At 37.5% G+C, this 17,202-nt stretch carries 16 protein-coding genes; 7 read left to right on the top strand and 9 right to left on the bottom strand.

Going from position 1 to position 17,202, the window contains the following annotated elements; translation table 11 throughout:
- Positions 1 to 3: 3 nt before the first annotated feature.
- Together P164_RS18345 and P164_RS18340 are read right to left on the bottom strand one after the other, a co-directional pair.
- Positions 4 to 990, bottom strand: a complete 987-nt coding sequence (locus P164_RS18345; protein ID WP_028377773.1) for a DUF1028 domain-containing protein — start codon at positions 988 to 990, stop codon at positions 4 to 6.
- A gap of 11 nt (positions 991 to 1,001) precedes the next feature.
- On the bottom strand, positions 1,002 to 1,499 hold the full coding sequence (locus P164_RS18340; protein ID WP_028377772.1) for a YkgJ family cysteine cluster protein: 498 nt from the start codon (positions 1,497 to 1,499) through the stop codon (positions 1,002 to 1,004).
- 34 nt (positions 1,500 to 1,533) lie between these two features.
- On the opposite strand from P164_RS18340, the gene P164_RS18335 reads away from it, so the two are divergent.
- Both P164_RS18335 and P164_RS18330 read left to right on the top strand, forming a co-directional pair.
- Positions 1,534 to 2,259 carry a class I SAM-dependent methyltransferase gene (locus tag P164_RS18335; RefSeq protein WP_028377771.1) on the top strand — a complete coding sequence of 242 codons (726 nt, stop codon included), beginning with the start codon at positions 1,534 to 1,536 and terminating at the stop codon, positions 2,257 to 2,259.
- A gap of 144 nt (positions 2,260 to 2,403) precedes the next feature.
- Positions 2,404 to 3,195, top strand: coding sequence for a hypothetical protein (locus P164_RS18330; RefSeq protein ID WP_028377770.1), 792 nt, complete (start codon positions 2,404 to 2,406; stop codon positions 3,193 to 3,195).
- A gap of 78 nt (positions 3,196 to 3,273) precedes the next feature.
- Here P164_RS18330 and P164_RS18325 read toward each other — a convergent pair whose 3' ends face one another.
- Positions 3,274 to 4,158, bottom strand: coding sequence for a hypothetical protein (locus P164_RS18325; protein ID WP_028377769.1), 885 nt, complete (start codon positions 4,156 to 4,158; stop codon positions 3,274 to 3,276).
- Between the two features lie 402 nt (positions 4,159 to 4,560).
- Positions 4,561 to 5,253, bottom strand: a complete 693-nt coding sequence (locus P164_RS18320; protein WP_028377768.1) for an HAD family hydrolase — start codon at positions 5,251 to 5,253, stop codon at positions 4,561 to 4,563.
- Positions 5,254 to 5,427: 174 nt separating this feature from the next.
- On the opposite strand from P164_RS18320, the gene P164_RS18315 reads away from it, so the two are divergent.
- Positions 5,428 to 5,592: a Lacal_2735 family protein gene (locus P164_RS18315; protein ID WP_035899996.1), complete on the top strand. Its 165-nt coding sequence runs from the start codon at positions 5,428 to 5,430 to the stop codon at positions 5,590 to 5,592.
- 72 nt (positions 5,593 to 5,664) lie between these two features.
- Here P164_RS18315 and P164_RS18310 read toward each other — a convergent pair whose 3' ends face one another.
- The 3 genes from P164_RS18310 to ettA all read right to left on the bottom strand — a co-directional run bounded on the left by P164_RS18310 (position 5,665) and on the right by ettA (position 10,303).
- The gene (locus P164_RS18310; RefSeq protein WP_028377767.1) at positions 5,665 to 7,101 is read right to left on the bottom strand and encodes a peroxidase family protein; all 1,437 of its coding nucleotides are present in this window, start codon (positions 7,099 to 7,101) and stop codon (positions 5,665 to 5,667) included.
- Between the two features lie 122 nt (positions 7,102 to 7,223).
- Positions 7,224 to 8,348 (bottom strand): PepSY-associated TM helix domain-containing protein, encoded by a 1,125-nt coding sequence (locus tag P164_RS18305; protein WP_028377766.1) that lies wholly within the window; start codon positions 8,346 to 8,348, stop codon positions 7,224 to 7,226.
- A 263-nt stretch (positions 8,349 to 8,611) separates the two neighbouring features.
- Entirely contained in the window at positions 8,612 to 10,303 is a 1,692-nt protein-coding gene (ettA, locus tag P164_RS18300) for an energy-dependent translational throttle protein EttA (RefSeq protein WP_028377765.1), read from the bottom strand.
- A 311-nt stretch (positions 10,304 to 10,614) separates the two neighbouring features.
- On the opposite strand from ettA, the gene P164_RS18295 reads away from it, so the two are divergent.
- The 3 genes from P164_RS18295 to P164_RS18285 are packed head-to-tail and all read left to right on the top strand — an operon-like array spanning position 10,615 to position 14,609.
- On the top strand, positions 10,615 to 11,415 hold the full coding sequence (locus P164_RS18295; protein ID WP_028377764.1) for a 2Fe-2S iron-sulfur cluster-binding protein: 801 nt from the start codon (positions 10,615 to 10,617) through the stop codon (positions 11,413 to 11,415).
- A gap of 16 nt (positions 11,416 to 11,431) precedes the next feature.
- Positions 11,432 to 12,421 carry an FAD binding domain-containing protein gene (locus P164_RS18290; protein ID WP_028377763.1) on the top strand — a complete coding sequence of 330 codons (990 nt, stop codon included), beginning with the start codon at positions 11,432 to 11,434 and terminating at the stop codon, positions 12,419 to 12,421.
- Between the two features lie 10 nt (positions 12,422 to 12,431).
- On the top strand, positions 12,432 to 14,609 hold the full coding sequence (locus P164_RS18285; RefSeq protein WP_028377762.1) for a xanthine dehydrogenase family protein molybdopterin-binding subunit: 2,178 nt from the start codon (positions 12,432 to 12,434) through the stop codon (positions 14,607 to 14,609).
- A 4-nt stretch (positions 14,610 to 14,613) separates the two neighbouring features.
- On the opposite strand, the gene P164_RS18280 is transcribed toward P164_RS18285, so the two are convergent.
- Together P164_RS18280 and P164_RS18600 are read right to left on the bottom strand one after the other, a co-directional pair.
- The gene (locus P164_RS18280; RefSeq protein WP_028377761.1) at positions 14,614 to 15,084 is read right to left on the bottom strand and encodes a DinB family protein; all 471 of its coding nucleotides are present in this window, start codon (positions 15,082 to 15,084) and stop codon (positions 14,614 to 14,616) included.
- Entirely contained in the window at positions 15,084 to 15,260 is a 177-nt protein-coding gene (locus P164_RS18600) for a CAL67264 family membrane protein (RefSeq protein WP_234405886.1), read from the bottom strand. Before P164_RS18600 ends, P164_RS18280 begins: the two co-directional genes overlap by 1 nt.
- Positions 15,261 to 15,572: 312 nt before the next feature.
- On the opposite strand from P164_RS18600, the gene P164_RS18275 reads away from it, so the two are divergent.
- Entirely contained in the window at positions 15,573 to 17,201 is a 1,629-nt protein-coding gene (locus P164_RS18275) for an acyl-CoA carboxylase subunit beta (RefSeq protein WP_028377760.1), read from the top strand.
- Position 17,202 lies beyond the last annotated feature (1 nt).

Here is a 17,202-nt window from a genome sequence, read left to right as displayed (position 1 = left end):
AATCTACAGGTTTTGAATTTCCTTAACCTGTTCTTCACTCACCGTTAGCAGTCCCGGTTTAACTAAACGGCCTATCATCTCCCTCCAGTTTTCATTTTGCTCAAAAATACCTTTGAATATAGGCTTAGATTCTTCTAACTGACCGTCATTTGCCATAGCAACTGCTTTCCAGAATTTCATTTCAAGATTATCAGGAAACAAGGTTTCAGCAGTACCGTATTGTTTCAACGCTTCGGGCATATCGCCTGCTTCAACGGCCAGATCTCCATTATTCATATACTCATAAGCACGAGCCACTTTCAGTAAACGATCTAGTTCTTCAATAGGATTCTCGTGATCATCTACACGTAAATTAATCTTATATTCTTCCCACGGGTTTTCAACTAAATCAGGACCCACTACGATTAATGCTGCACTTTGCTTTCCGCGGATATCCCCACCGGCCTGCTCTGCCGCTTTTAAAACCGCAACCATACGTTCTGCCAGCGGCAGAGTTTCATTTTCTTTAAAGGCTTTTTCCATCGCAGGAACCGTTTTATCGGTCAACATCATATTTGCCTGTACCGAAAAATTATCACCGGTAATCTGATCTGCATACATCACACATTTTGCACCGGTGTATGCTGATGCTGTTCCGTTTACATCTAGAAAAGCCACCTGGCGGTAGGCTTTGCCTTCATCTTCGGCAATAAGTTGCTCTAGTGCTTTTTCTGCAGACAGGCCATCCTGCATTAACTTTAATCCTTTAGGCCCATATGCAGGATTTACAAAAGACTGGGTCGCTACTACGCCAACCCCACTCTTTCCCCAGGAGACTAAAGAGCCTACACTAAACCAGTGGCTTTGCACAGCAACTGCCATCTCACCGGTTTTTGCATCTCTGGCTACTATTGAAAAGGTGTGCGCAAATGCACTTTTATCTGCTGGAATATTTTGACTATACCCAACTGCTGTTAGTAGTAAAATTAAAAAGGTAAATACTGTTTTCATAGCTTCTATTTTTATTTCAATTTAATGCGTTCTTTCATTTTCTCGACAATATTATAGGCTGCGGGACATACCGGAATATTCTTAAGTGTGATATTTGTAATCTGTTGAAATTTCTTTCGATCTGTATGCGGGAATTCGGCACAGGCTTTTGGCCGAACATCGTAAATCATACAGTAATTATCTGCACCTAAAAAGGTACACGGCACGCTTTGTAAGACATAATCTTTGTCTTCGTCTATGCGCAAATAGGTATCTATAAACTGCACATCTTTCATTCTAAAATGTTTTGCAATGCGGCTTATGTCTCTATCTGTAAAAAGCGGACCGGTAGTTTTGCAGCAGTTTGCACATTCAAGACAATCTGTTTGCTTAAATTCCTCTTCGTGCAATTCCTGCATTTGATAATCTAAATCCTTTGGCGGCTTACGCTTCAGTTTTTTAAAATAGGCAGCATTTTCTTTATGCTTATCTTTGGCAAGATTGGGTAACTGCTCAATAAATTCATCCATACCACAAAAATAAGTAAATAAACGGCCTCATTATATGCTGAAAAAAGATTCTGAAAACCCTGATATATTTGGCAGGGCGCTACTTGATTTTTACAATAATAACTATACAGAAGACATCACAGTAATTTCTTCATTAACCGAAGATGACGTGATACCTGTACCCTATCTTTTTAGATCGTATGCAGAAATGCCCGAACTCGAACAAAAGGCATTAGATCTGACTACAGGAAAAACTCTTGATATAGGCTCCTGTGCAGGGAGTCACGCGCTATACTTACAGGAGAAAGGTATTGATGTAATAGCGCTAGATCAATCTACAGGAGCTATTGAAGTATGTAAGAAAAGGGGCATACATAAAACAATACAGGCCGATATACGTAACTATTCTGAAGAAAAATTTGACACGCTGCTCTTAATGATGAATGGTACCGGTATTTTTCAGCGGTTAGAATTTGTACAGGACTATCTCAAACATTTGGAGCTTCTTTTAAATGATTCTGGCCAAATTCTGGTAGATTCTTCAGACATCGCTTTTATGTATGAAGAGGAAGACGGGAGTTACTGGCGCGATGCAACTCGGGATTACTATGGCGAAGTAACTTTTAAAATATCTTATAAAAATAAAACCTCTAAATCATTTGACTGGCTCTATCTTGATTTTGAAACCTTAAAAAAAGAAGCTTTATCAATAGGTTTAGTATGTGAGAAAATTGCAGACGGGCCACATTTTGAATACCTCGCGAAGCTTACGAAACCTTAAATAGAATAGTTACGTAAATTATTTGAAGAAGATTACAATTACAAAACCTTAATATTCAAAAGTGCTAAAACTGTATTAAACCCAATACAACAAGAGCTAATAAATCTACGTTTAGTTACTTTTAGCACCTTTTAAAACAAAAAAATGAACTTAAAATCAATTACCCCCTACTTAATACTAGTATTCGTATTCCTTACTATATCCTGTTCTAGCGACAGTGGCAATGAAGTCACGGTAGATCCTAAAGCAGCAAATAATAAAAGCCTAGGAACAGCTGCACGAGACTTTTTGAGCGCTGAAAGTTTTACTGGATTGCACGTTGAGATCGCTTATGTTAACGGTTTCAAACCATCTGCAACTACAATTAATAACTTGAGAGCCTTCTTTAACGCACGCCTTAATAAACCAGATGGCATCACCATCACCGAAACAGTTGTACCCGCCACAACAGTAGGTAGTTTAAGTAGAGAAGAGTATGTAAAGATTGAGAAAGATAACAGAACTATTTTTAATGCGGGAGATGAGCTTGCTGTCTGGATTTTTTTTGCTGACCAAAACTCAGAGAGTGATGAGGGAAATAGTCGTATTCTAGGTACCGCATACCTAAACACGTCGTGTATTATTTTTGAAAAAACTCTAAAAGAATTTAGCAATCGTATAGGAGGTGCTAATCTAACCCTACTCGAAAGCATTACAACTCAGCACGAATTTGGACACCTTTTTGGCCTGGTTAATTTAGGTACAGCTATGGTAACCCCACATGAAGATGAGCAACCTGATGATGCCGGCGTAGACAAATTAAACAAACATTGTAATCAAGAAGATTGTTTAATGTACTTTCAGACAGTAGGCAATGCGGTAGGTGGTGTTATGAATAGCCTGCCTACTTTTGACGAATTCTGTCTCGCAGATTTACAAGCCAATGGCGGAAAATAAATTTCATTGTACTACATAAAAAAAGCGACCGTTTTAGAAATCTAAAACGGTCGCTTTTTTTTAGAGAAGTTTGATAACTTAATCTAAAACCAGACTGGTTGTAGCAATTACCTTACCACCATCAAAAACATTGATTTTGTATAATCCTTTAGGAAAATCTCTTCCTTTAGGAGCAATATTTTCACAGATATCAAGAGCTGTATTCTCATAGTAGAACTTAGAAATTGTGCTATATGTAATACTTGTTGTATTATCTATAGTAACAGTTTTATTATCTCCTAGAATATTATTCTGAGGATCTAAAACCTGCACATAAAGTTCTTTATCACCTGCTTCAGCAATTCTGTTTTGAGGTACTGTGTAACAAGCTCTAATACGATCTACACGACGTGCATTATCATTTTCTACAAGTTTACCACTGTTTCTTACGATGACACCGGTACCTACCAGTTTATTTGCTGCAAGAGTAGAACCTAAAGCAACTTTTTCAGCAAGAGCGTCTTTTGCTAAAGTAAGACTATCACGCTTCATCTGTGATACCTCTAACTCATAAGTAGTACTATCTACTCGCATAGCTAAAACACGATTCATACCTTTTAAACTGTCGTTCTGAGCAAATAAATAATCGCGTTCTTTTTTAAGCTTATAAACCTCATCGCGGTATTTGCGTAAAACAGAAACATTAGCTTCCATTTTTTGTACAGAATCAATTAAAGTTTGAATACGATCTCTAGCCTGGTTAAGCTCTGTATCTTTAAGATTGTTTTCTTCAATAACAGCATCATACTTGGTAACCATTTGTTTAAGGTCATTAAGTACAAGCTCTTTTTCTTCAGTTAATTCTGCTTTTGTGTTTTTTTCCTGGTTGTACAGTTTAATTGCAAAAGCACCGGCTATGATAAGAAGAACGGCTAGAATACCCGTTATGATCTTAATACCGTTGTTTTTATTCTCATTTTCCATAAAATTCTAAATTTGATTAGTGTTAAGCTTATCTGGCTAATTTACTGTTAACGCTTTTCAAGATTCAAAAGTGTGTAACCGTTAATAAAACAGCGACTTTAATTTACTGTTTTTAAATGAAACCACTAGATTTCTGCCCTTAAAAAGCGAGCAAACTTACAAAAAAGAAAAACACGTTTGTTTATTATTATTAAAATGAATTAAGTAATATTCTGCATATATGTATCTTTGTTTTTATGAAGGAAGAACATAAACGTGCAATCATTCTTTTTGGAGCTCTCGCCATAATTGCTATCATCACATGGCTGTTTAATGCCAGCTTTGGTAAAGGTCTATTACTAGGCTTAGGTATCGCTGCTCTAATATATATTCTGCGTAGTTTTTTACCTAAAAGACAGTGATTTAAAGCAATTCTAATAATTCTTTAGCACTTTTAAGGGCTTTAAATTTTGAGTGATTAATATCTTCATCTACCTGTTCATGCGACCACGTAGTATGAAATGGAATATGAACTGCATATCCTCCCATCGCAAGCACAGGAATAACATCTGACTTTAGCGAGTTTCCAATCATCAAAAATTCATCAGCATTTATATCTAAGTGCCTCACCAGCTTTTTATACTGGGTTTCCTTTTTGTCTGAAACAATTTCTACATGATGGAAGTAGTCTATAAGTCCGCTTTTAATAAGCTTTCGCTCCTGATCGAGTAAATCTCCTTTAGTAGCAACGACCAGTTTATATTTTTTTGAAAGCTGCGCTAAAACCTCTTCAATATGCGGCAATACTTCTACCGGTTCGGCAAGCATTTGCTTTCCTTTTTCAAGAATAAATGCAGTAATTTCAGAATTCATACGGTCTCCCATAAGCTGGTGAGCGGTTTCTAGCATAGATAAGGTAAAACCTTTAATTCCATAACCATAGGTATCCAAATTTTTAATTTCGGTATCTAAAAGCATTCTTACAATATCATCTTCCTCACCATAATCTAACAGTTGTTTTGCAAAAGCGATTTCGGCATCTCTAAAGAAAGTCTCATTGACCCAAAGCGTATCATCTGCATCAAATGCGATGACTTTTATCTGATTTAAATTCAAAATAGAATACAATTTAAGTTTGAAAACAAAAGTACTCAAACTAACAGCCGCTTAAAAGTATAATTCAAGTACACCAGGCTGCTTAGTAATAACAATACTTTACACCTTAATACCTAGCCTTACCCTTTTTCTTTAGTAACTTTAAGAAAAAATTGCTCACTTAAATTAAGAACCATGTTTGGATTATTTAAAAAGAAAACTGAAAAAGAGAAATTACAACAGCAGTATGAAAAGCTTATGAAAGAAGCTTTTCATCTTTCTACAAGTAACCGCTCTGCCAGTGATGATAAGTATGCTGAAGCTGATATAATCATGAAAAAAATTGAAAAATTACCTTAAACACGGCATCATTAAAAACAAAAGGCATCTTCAAGAATATTTGAAGATGCCTTTATCCGTTCAGCTTTTATTTTAAATACCGTTTTTTGATATCGTAAGTAAATCTTTGATTGTGAATTTTCCGCCGGTTCCTAGAGTGGGTTGCCAGTTGCGATCACTTCCCATAAATGAATTTGCATCGAGCTCCATCAAACCAATTATAACTTCTGCCGTTATTGTTCCTCCTACGGGTCCCATACCTTCTCCCAGTTTAAAACCATCTTTATCGTGACGCCCTATATCTGCTGCTTCGGCAAGAACGTATGCCCACAATGGGCTTCCCGCATCAAAATCAATATCGTGACCGTTAATTGTGTTTAAAATATGACTGCGTACATCTGCAATTTCTGAAGCCTCTCTTCCCATACATTCTGCTATCACTTCTCCCGAAGGCATAAAGAATGATTGCCCTCTCAATAAATTACGTGTTGCTAGTGAACTTAGATGCGAAACAGGCTGCACAAAGGGAAGCTCTAATAATGTACTTGCTAATTTCATATCTAATTTTGCAGCACGTTGATAGCTACCGTCAAAATCGAAAAAACATTCCCAATCAATTACCTGATTGAGACTCGTAATTTTACTGAAGCCTCCGCCTATATTATTAGAAAATAAATCAAACGTAGAACCTCCTTGTTTCAATTTTACTTTTTGAGTAATCATAGAATGTCCAAATCGATACGTACCTATTGAAAATTCTACGGGAATAAACGCCCGCTCATAGGGTTTGTAATATTGACGCCCTCTACCCAAAACTTTATCTACAATAACTTCCCCACACATCGTAGGCAAAAATTCATAAATAACAATCCATTGATAGTGCCAGGTTGTTAGTTTACGAGCTTCCTCATAAATATGTTTCGCTTCTGCAGTAGGATTATGAGACTCTATATCTGTGTAAATCGCATTGTAAAAACGTATAAAAGCAAGTTGTAGCTGTGATATTATTCGGTTTTCATCATTGCGAGGATCTCCTATAATTGCTTTTCCCTGACCATTACGCGCCAGATCTTCACTTTCTAAACTAACCCCCTGACCAATATTATTATTCGTTTTTCCGGTTAAGAGACGTAAACTATTAGATTCATATAAAAATGGCTCATCTTCAGGACCTTCTCCAAAAATGCAATCAAGATCTAAAGCCGGTGTTCTAAAGTTTTCTATCTCTGTCGCTTCATTAGCTGTATTAAAAGAAGAAGTCGTGTCTAAGGTTATATCGTGATCAATAAATTGCCCCAGATAAACCATACCCAAAGGAACATTTTGAGTAAGATCATCAGAAGTTCCACCATCCATAGGTCCTCCTTTTTTACCCATTTCTATTAATGATGAAGGATTTAGCATCATTGCAGGATGGTCTTGAAAGATACGTCCAAAACGACCTATGCGCTCTTCGTGTATAGATTGATGCGAGCACATATAGCGCAATTGCGGCATTTCCTTAAGCCCGTGATGGTTTAGTGGTTTCATAATAATAAAAGATTTTAAGTTGAATCTAAAATTATAAGAAACTGAATATTAAATAATTACGTAAAACACCCTTTCTGCATTATGAACTAAGGGAAAAAACCCCTTTTCTTAAACTGAGAAAACTATTTTTTCTTTTTCTTCATTTTATTAAGCCAGATCAACGTTCCCGTAACCGGAAGACTTGTAGCGATAAGGCACGCTATAAAATAAATAAGCTTTGAAAAAAAGCCATACACTTCTCCTGTATGTATAGGCCTAATGAGAGATGCTACCTGCACATTGAATGGTTTTTCACTAAATTTTTCTACTCCTAAAACAGCACCTGCTTTAGATATATAAACCGCATCATAGGTTACCGGTGAAAAATTAGAAGCATTATATTTTCTAATACTGTAATAGGCAGAACGCTCGCCAGGTAAATTAACAGATAATTCTCCGGGATAATCAAGAGTTGCATTGACAGTGGTTATAACTTCTGCTAAACTAGCAGTGATATCGTTAGTGTTTTCTTCATAATCAAACTTTGGCGATGACCTATTAAATATTTCTGCACCTATTAAATCGCTCAATCCGTTTTTATAACTCTCAAATGACCAGCATAAGCCAGTTATGCCCATTATAACTATAAAAATTAATGCATAAAAGCCAAGAGTATTATGCAAATCATGGTTAACACGTTTCCAATTTGCTTTAGTTTTTATTTTGAAACCCGATTTTAAATTTTTCCATTTTAACTTCTTCGGAAACCACAGTACTAATCCGGTTATGGAGAGAATTAAAAATAAAATTGTCGCTACACCTACAATAGGCCTTCCTATTGCAGAGTCTAAAAGTAACCAACGGTGCATTTTAAAAAAGAAAAAGCAGAATGCATCAGCAGGATTTGCTTCAGGAATTAAGGTTTCAGCTGTATAAGGATTAACCTGAAGATTTGTACCGCGACGTTCTCTAGGATTTTCTTTAATCGTAAATGTATAAGGCTCATTTGATTTTTCAGGTATCGTTATACTTGTAAGAATACCTTTATGCGTTTTAGCAAGTGTAGTCTTTAGTTCTTCTATATTTAGTTTCTCCCCGCTAGGCTCTACAACTAAATTCTGTGAAAAGGCAGCTTTAATCTCGTGTTCAAAAGCCAGTATTGTACCGCTTAGACATACTAAAAATAAAATAATGCCACTTCCCAAACCCAACCAGAGGTGAACGTCATTTATTAACTTTCTAAGGGTATACTTCTTTTTTTTCTTCATTTTATGTAATCAAAGGGTTATATCTAAAAATTAATCAGCAGGATTTATAAAATTTAATTCTCTTTATTTAGACTGCTTTTAAATTGAGTGCAAATATAAAAATCCAAATGATTTTACTCTATTTAGAATTAATAAAAATAGAATTATTTTATTAGCAATTTTGAAGGGCTACACTAAATCAATTGTTCTATAACGTATAAAGAGAAAAGCCTCTTAATTCTTTACAGAATTAAGAGGCTTTAAAAGATTTTGATTAGTTGTAGTTAGCGAACTAATTTTTTATACTTAATACGCTTGGGCATTAAATCCCCACCTAAACGTTTTTTCTTATTTTCTTCATATTCAGAGAAACCACCTTCAAAAAAGTAAACCTGGCTATCCCCTTCAAATGCTAAAATATGTGTGCAGATACGGTCTAAGAACCAGCGGTCGTGAGAAATAACCACAGCACAACCTGCAAAATTCTCAAGCCCTTCTTCAAGCGCTCTTAATGTATTAACGTCAAGGTCGTTTGTAGGCTCATCAAGCAGCAGTACGTTACCTTCTTCTCTTAAAGTCATGGCAAGGTGTAGACGATTGCGCTCTCCTCCAGAAAGTGTAGATACTTTTTTGTTTTGCTCGCTTCCGCTAAAGTTAAAACGACTTAAATATGCTCTAGAGTTTACCTCTTTACCTCCCATTAAAATAAGCTCCTGCTCGTCTGAGAAGTTCTGCCAAATTGTTTTTTCGGGATCTATATTGCTATGGCTCTGATCTACGTAAGCAATCTGCGCTGTATCTCCTACCACAAACTCCCCTTTATCTGCCTGCAATTCACCCATAATCATTTTGAAAATGGTTGTTTTACCAGCACCGTTAGGCCCTATAATACCTACTATACCTGCCTGAGGAAGATTGAAGTTTAAATCTTCATACAATAACTTATCTCCAAAAGCTTTACTTACTCCTTTAGCCTCAATTACATTAGTACCTAAACGAGGTCCATTAGGTATGTAAATCTCAAGTTTCTCATCAACCTGTTTCTGATCCTGACTCATCATTTTGTCATAGTTCTGTAAACGGGCTTTTTGTTTTGTCTGGCGACCTTTAGCTCCCTGACGCACCCACTCCAACTCACGCTCAAGCGTCTTTTGGCGTTTAGAAGCCGTTTTACTTTCCTGAGCCATTCGCTTAGATTTTTGATCTAGCCAGGATGAGTAATTTCCTTTCCAGGGGATACCTTCGCCGCGATCTAATTCAAGAATCCATCCTGCGACATTATCTAAGAAATAACGGTCGTGAGTTACAGCGATAACAGTACCCTTATATTGAGCTAAATGATGTTCTAACCAGTGTACAGATTCTGCATCTAAGTGGTTAGTAGGCTCATCAAGAAGCAATACATCTGGCTCCTGTAATAGCAGACGACACAAAGCAACACGTCTCTTTTCACCACCAGAAAGTACTCCTATCTTTTGATCTGCCGGTGGCGTGCGTAATGCGTCCATAGCAACTTCAAGTTTGTTATCTAGCTCCCACGCACCACGTGCATCTATCTCATCTTGTAAAACAGCCTGACGAGCCATAAGCTTATCCATCTTATCTGCATCAGAATACACTTCTTCAAGACCAAAAGAATCATTTATTTTATTATACTCATCAAGTATTGCTACGGTTTCCGCAGCTCCTTCTTTTACGATTTCAAGAACGGTTTTCTCAGGATCAAGTTTAGGCTCTTGCTCTAAGTAGCCTACCGAAAATTCTTTATCTGAAGTTACATCTCCCTGAAAATTAGTATCTAAACCTGCAATAATTTTCATCAAGGTAGATTTACCAGATCCGTTAAGACCTAGAATACCAATTTTTGCTCCGTAGAAAAAGCTCAGGTATATCTTTTTTAATACTGGAGTATTTGCACCGGGATAGGTTTTACTCACCCCAGACATTGAAAAAATTATTTTGTTATCGTCGCTCATATGCGTTTCTCTTTTAAATTAATGCTTTAAGACCTTTAATAGGTTGTCGTATAGCCGTGCAAAGGTATTGAAAAGGCTTGTGTTAGAAAACACCTAATTAACCTGAATTCCGTGTATTTAAAAATAGCCGATTTCCCATATTTAAGTTATTTGGCAAAAATATAACAAGCCGAAAAACAACACTTTTAAAAATATTATTCAATTTTATAAAAATGCCAAGAAACAAAGCCGAATAGTGTTCTCTGATTTTTGTAACTACAAGATTTAGAACTATTCACAATACTAGTAGCTAATCAATAAAACGATTGTAGATGGATGATTCAAAAAACAGTTCTGGCGACTATGCCAATAAACGAATGCACGAAGATGAAGAAAAAATACTTGACGAATTAGGAATTTTTGGTAACGCACGCCGTTCTTTTTTAGGTCAAATGTCTGCAGCAGGAATTAGCCTTATGGCGCTTCCGCATTTTACATCAGATTTATTCGCTCAAAAAACTAAAAACTTAGCACCATTGGATTCAAAAGCTTTAATAAACGCTATTGAAGTTAATCTTCAAATTAACGGTGACATCCATCCGCTGATGGTTGATTCCCGAATGACATTACTTGATGCGCTACGCGAACGATTAGATTTAACCGGTTCTAAAAAAGGTTGCGATCACGGTCAATGCGGCGCCTGTACTGTGATTATTGACGGTGAGCGTAAACTTTCATGCTTAACGCTTTCTGCTACATGTAAAGACAAAAAGATTACCACGGTAGAAGGTCTTGCTCAAAACAATAAAATGCATCCCATACAGGAAGCCTTTTTAAAACACGATGGTTTTCAATGTGGTTACTGCACACCAGGGCAAATTTGCTCTGCTGTTGCCCTTTTAGATGAAGCAAAACGCGGCGAAGTAAGTTATGTCACTCCTAATGTACAGGATAAGATAACCACGCTTTCTGATGAAGAAATACGTGAGCGTATGTCTGGTAACATTTGTAGATGCGGGGCCTATAACAATATTGTTGAAGCTATTAAAGAAGTGCATCTAGGAGAAGGTAAAGACCCTAGCTGGAGCTTTGCTACCCAAGAAGAACTTAACAGCAGTAGATCTGCAGACTAATTAAAGAACTAACACAATGAGACCTTTTCAATTTCACAGTCCGCAATCTGCTTCAGAAGCTGTATCACAACACAAGCAGAATAAAAAAACGCATTATCTAGGTGGCGGTACTAATCTTCTTGATTTAATGAAAGAAGATGTAGAACGCCCAGATCATATCGTAGAAGTTGCAGATCTTCCTTTTAAAGAGATTCAAAAAAATGCTTCGGGAGGCCTTTCGCTAGGAGCTATGGTAAGTAACACCCATACCGCAAATAATCCTTTAGTAAAAGAAAATTATCCCCTGCTATCAATGGCTATTCTTGCCGCTGCAACAGAGCAAATACGCAATATGGCTACAAATGGCGGCAATCTTTTACAGCGCACACGATGTCCTTATTTTTATGAGACTTCAATGCCTTGTAATAAAAGAGAGCCCGGCACCGGGTGTGGAGCACTTAACGGTATTAATAGTAAACATGCAATCTTTGGGTGGAGTGAATCATGCGTTGCAACGCATCCTTCAGATATGAGTGTGGCGCTTGCCGCTCTTGATGCGACAGTCACTGTTCAAAATCAGGAAGGAAAAACCCGTACCATTCCATTTTCAGAATTTCACAGATTACCGGGAGATCAACCGGAAAAAGACACCAATTTAAATACTGGTGAGTTAATCACAGCTATAGATTTACCTAAATCTGCTTATCCTAAACATTATTATTATTTAAAAGTAAGAGAACGCTCAAGCTATGCATTTGCATTAGTATCTGCAGCAGTGGGTTTACAAATTGAAAATAATACCATCACAAAAGCCGGTTTAGCATTAGGTAAGGTTGCTCACAAACCTTGGAAATTAGACAAAGTCGAAAAATTTCTAATTGGCAAAAAAGCAACAAAAGAAACTTTTGAAGCAGCGGCAGATCTTGCGCTTCAAGATGCAAAACCGTTAGACCAGAACGAATATAAAATTGAATTAGCTAAGAAAACACTCGTAAGAGCTCTTCTTCAAGCAACTTCCAGAAGTTAAAACAACCCTCATGAAAGATCAAAAAAAATCAGGAACAGGCAATGCTATAAGTCGCTTGGAAGGGACTTTAAAAGTAATGGGGAAAGCAAAATATTCTTCAGAATTTGCCATAGATAATTTGGCATTTGCTCAGGGAATACAAAGTACTATTGCAGCAGGTAAAATACTTAGTATAGATACTACTGAAGCCGAAAAGCAAGAAGGCGTTCTCAAAATTATTACGCATGAAAATGCTATGAAACTTAAAGGGTATGGCGGTCGCTTCGAATCTCCAGATACAAAAAGTATTTCTCCCAGTTTACAAACAACAGATGTTCATTATTATGGTGAGTACATAGGTGTTGTAGTAGCAGAAACCTTTGAGCAGGCACGTTATGCAGCAAATCTTGTTAAAGTTACATACGATCAGGAGAACCCTAAAATAGATTTTGATAAGCATACAGACGAACTCTACATGCCCAAAAAAATTAATGGGGATTCTCATACAAATACGCAATGGGGAGATGTTGAAAAAGGTATGAACGAAGCCTTTAAAACAGTAGATGTCACCTATAACACACCTATAGAACATCACCACCCTATGGAGTTGCACAATATAATTGCAACCTGGGAAGGTGACAAAGTAACTGCCTATGCATCTACTCAAATTGTTGCGCACGCAGTAAAAACCATTGCAGATACCTTTCAGATTTCTGAAGATAATGTACGTGTAATTACTCCTTATGTTGGAGGAGGATTTGGTTCTAAACTACAGCTTAGAGAGCACGGTATTTTAGGAATCATGGCAGCAAAAATGACCGGCAGACCGGTGCAGCTTACCGTAACCCGTCATGAAATGTTTACTGCTGTAGGTTTTAGACAACACAACCGCCAGCATATGCGATTGGGTGCAGACAAAGAGGGTAAACTTACCGCCGTAGCTCACGAAACTACTGCAGCAACTTCTGTTTATGAAGAATTTCAGGAACAATGTGGCGCGATGACGCGTATGTTATACAACACACCCAATTCGCTAGTTACGCATAAATTAATGAAGCTTAACTTACCGTCACCACGATGGATGCGTGCACCGGGTGAAGCGCCGGGTAGCTTTGCTTTAGAATCTGCCATGGATGAGCTTGCATTTAAATTGCAAATGGATCCTGCAGAACTTCGCATTAAAAATGATACACAACACGATTTGAGTGTTGACAAACCGTTTTCTTCAAGACAACTCGTAGAATGTATACGCATAGGTGCAAAAAAGTTTGATTGGAAAAATAAATGGAATCCAAATCCCGGTCATACCAAAAAGGAAAACTGGCTGGTAGGTTACGGCATGAGCGCATCATCACGACAGGCTCCATATATGGAAAGTTCGGCTAAAATTAGCCTGAAACTAGAGGGAGAAAAAGTACTTGCAACCGTACAATCTGATGCTACAGATATAGGAACCGGCAGTTATACTATTATAGGACAAACGGTTGCAGAATATTTAAAAATTCCTATTGAGCAAATAAGTGTAGAATTAGGGGATTCTAAATTTCCAAAAACACCGGGTTCGGGTGGGTCATGGGGTGCAGCCTCGTATACAAATGGCGCTAAAGCTGCTTGCGATAATGCTTTTACCTCCTTAAAAACCCTGGCAAATACCAGCGAAGATTTAAGTATTGCAGAGCTTATGAAAAAAGCAAAACTTAAAGAATTTGAAGCCGAAGGTACAGCAGGACCTACTGCTGAATTTGATAAATACTCGGTATATTCTTTTGGTGCAAACTTTTGTGAGGTATGGGTAGATAAATATAGCGGGATGATACGTCTTAAGCATTTTGTAAATGTGGGCTCTGCTGGTAAAATTTTAAATCCAAAAACAGCTTACGGGCAAATAATAGGCGGTATTACCTGGGGAATAGGTCAGGCTTTAACAGAGCACTCGCAAATAGAGCCTAATCACGGTAATTTTATAACACGTTCATTTGCAGATTATCATGTACCTGTAAATCTAGATTTAGGTAAAATAGATGTTATTTTTCTACCCGAGGAGGATTATATCGCTAACCCGATGGGTGTGAAAGGTATAGGAGAATTAGGAATTACAAGTATTGCAGCAGCGATCTCTAATGCTGTGTTTAATGCAACCGGTAAGCGTGTACGCGATTTGCCTATCACTCCTGAAAAAATAATTACTACACCAGTTGAAGTCGCTTAATACTTTAATGTAAACCTAAAAGTCGTAAAATAATGGCGAGCTGCCCTGTATGATAGGCATTGTGTTCAATAACGAGCATTAATTCCCGCAATACAGATTGCTTCTCGCCATGTTTTGCTACAGCCATTAAATCTGTTTCCTCATTCTCGATAAAACTTGTTAATAGCATTCTGTCTGTAAAAAAATGCTCTTTAAGAAGTTTCCATTCTTTTTTAGTTTCAGCTGTTTTCTCTAATGGCCAGTAATCTGCAGGCCAGTTAGGTAATGTATAATGCTCTGAAGTGCAAAAGTCTAAAATGTCTTTCTGAGCATAATTTATATGATAAAAAATCTCATAAAAAGAATAAGGCAATCCTACGGGGCGATCCCCTATATTTTTAAAACTAATTTTGTCAAGCAAATCATCTATAGGCATAAATGCCTCCCCACCTTTTAAGTGTCTTAATAAATGAGATTTAAGTTGTGCTTTAGACATTAGACACGACCCTTTAATGCATTAAATACCCAGGCAATTGCAAAAAAACCAACTCCCACTGCGGCAAAACCGTAACCGGCGATTTCGTTATATCTAAAAGCACCTAATGCTATAAGTGCCAGACCTACAACAATCATAATAAAGGTTGCCCAGCTTAGTACTGTATTTTTATTCATCATTGGTTTTTAGATTTAGGGCGTAACTCTATTAGTAAAAACTAATAGAGTCGGGCTATTCGCTATATCTGCTCTTTCGTTTAAGTTTCAGAGCAGGATGCCGCTGCTATCCCTTACGCAAGTAATGTAAAAAACAAATATCGTTTTTTTCATATAAATATAACTGAAGATTACGATGTCGATTTCGTATTTTCGTTACAATTCAATCCTGCGTTAGGGATCAAAGCAGTTACCCCGCCAAAGCCAACGGCTGGCGTGTAGCGCTGCGAGCCCGCCCCACACCTTAGTGTGGGGAACGCCCAAACATTGCATATGGACATCAAATTCAACAAAAACGAAGATCACAATAAACTACTTACCTCAGACCTTAAACAACGTTTTGCTAAAGTTAAGCTGGGAGGTGGTGAGCAACGTATCGCTAAACAACACGCTGCAGGTAAACTTACTGCACGTGAACGCATAAATTTTCTACTTGACAAACCCGAAAAGGCTATCGAAATAGCTGCATTTGCCGGTGACGGTATGTATGAAGAACACGGCGGTTGCCCAAGTGGCGGTGTAGTTGTTAAAATAGGAAAGGTAAGCGGTAAACTTTGCGTTGTGGTTGCGAATGACGCCACTGTAAAAGCCGGAGCGTGGTTTCCTATTACAGGTAAGAAAAATTTAAGAGCTCAAGAAATAAGCATTGAGAACAGACTGCCTATCATTTATCTAGTTGACAGTGCCGGAGTTTATTTACCTATGCAGGATGAGATTTTCCCAGACAAAGAACATTTTGGACGCATTTTTAGAAACAATGCGGTAATGAGTAGTATGGGCATTACTCAAATTAGTGCTATAATGGGAAGTTGTGTTGCCGGTGGTGCCTACCTGCCCATTATGAGTGATGAGGCAATGATTGTAGATAAAACAGGTAGTATTTTTCTTGCCGGCAGTTATTTGGTCAAAGCTGCTATAGGTGAAAGTGTAGATAATGAGACGCTGGGTGGCGCTACAACACATTGTGAAATAAGTGGCGTAACAGATTACAAAGCTACAGACGATAAAGATGCACTTACCAGAATAAAGAATATAATGGGCAAAATAGGTGATTTTGATAAGGCAGGTTTTAACCGAATTGCCGCTTCAAAACCTACCGAAGACCCTAAAGATATATTTGGGATTTTACCTGCCAAGCGCAGTGATCAATATGACATGAAAGATATCATCAAACGTCTTGTTGATAATTCTGAATTTGAAGAATATAAAGAGGGCTACGGGCAGACACTTATTACAGCATACGCACGTATAGATGGCTGGGCAGTAGGTATTGTTGCTAACCAGCGAAAAATTGTAAAAACTAAGAATGGCGAAATGCAGTTTGGTGGTGTGATCTATAGCGACAGTGCAGATAAAGCCACACGTTTTATTGCTAACTGTAATCAGAAAAAAATTCCTCTGGTTTTTTTACAAGATGTTACCGGTTTTATGGTAGGAAGCAAAAGTGAACATGGTGGTATTATTAAAGATGGTGCAAAGATGGTAAATGCCGTTAGTAATTCGGTAGTGCCAAAATTTACCATTGTAATAGGTAACTCTTATGGTGCCGGTAATTATGCTATGTGCGGAAAAGCATATGACCCACGCCTAATAGTCGCCTGGCCGTCTGCAGAGCTTGCTGTTATGAGTGGTAATAGTGCTGCAAAAGTTTTATTACAAATAGAAACTGCTTCACTTAAAAAACAAGGTAAAGAGATTACTGAAGAAGTTGAAAAAGAGCTGTACGACCGTATAAAAGCTCGTTATGATGAGCAGGTTTCACCGTATTATGCTGCATCACGTATTTGGACAGATGCTATTATAGACCCCTTAGAAACACGCAATTGGATTTCTACAGGTATTGAAGCTGCTAACCACGCACCTATTGAAAAGAAGTTTAATTTAGGAATAATACAGGTTTAGT

The sequence above is a fragment of the Leeuwenhoekiella sp. MAR_2009_132 genome (assembly GCF_000687915.1).
GTDB lineage: Bacteria > Bacteroidota > Bacteroidia > Flavobacteriales > Flavobacteriaceae > Leeuwenhoekiella.
The sequence above is the reverse complement of the archived record's forward strand: the minus strand, read 5'-3'. Positions and strand labels throughout refer to the sequence as shown.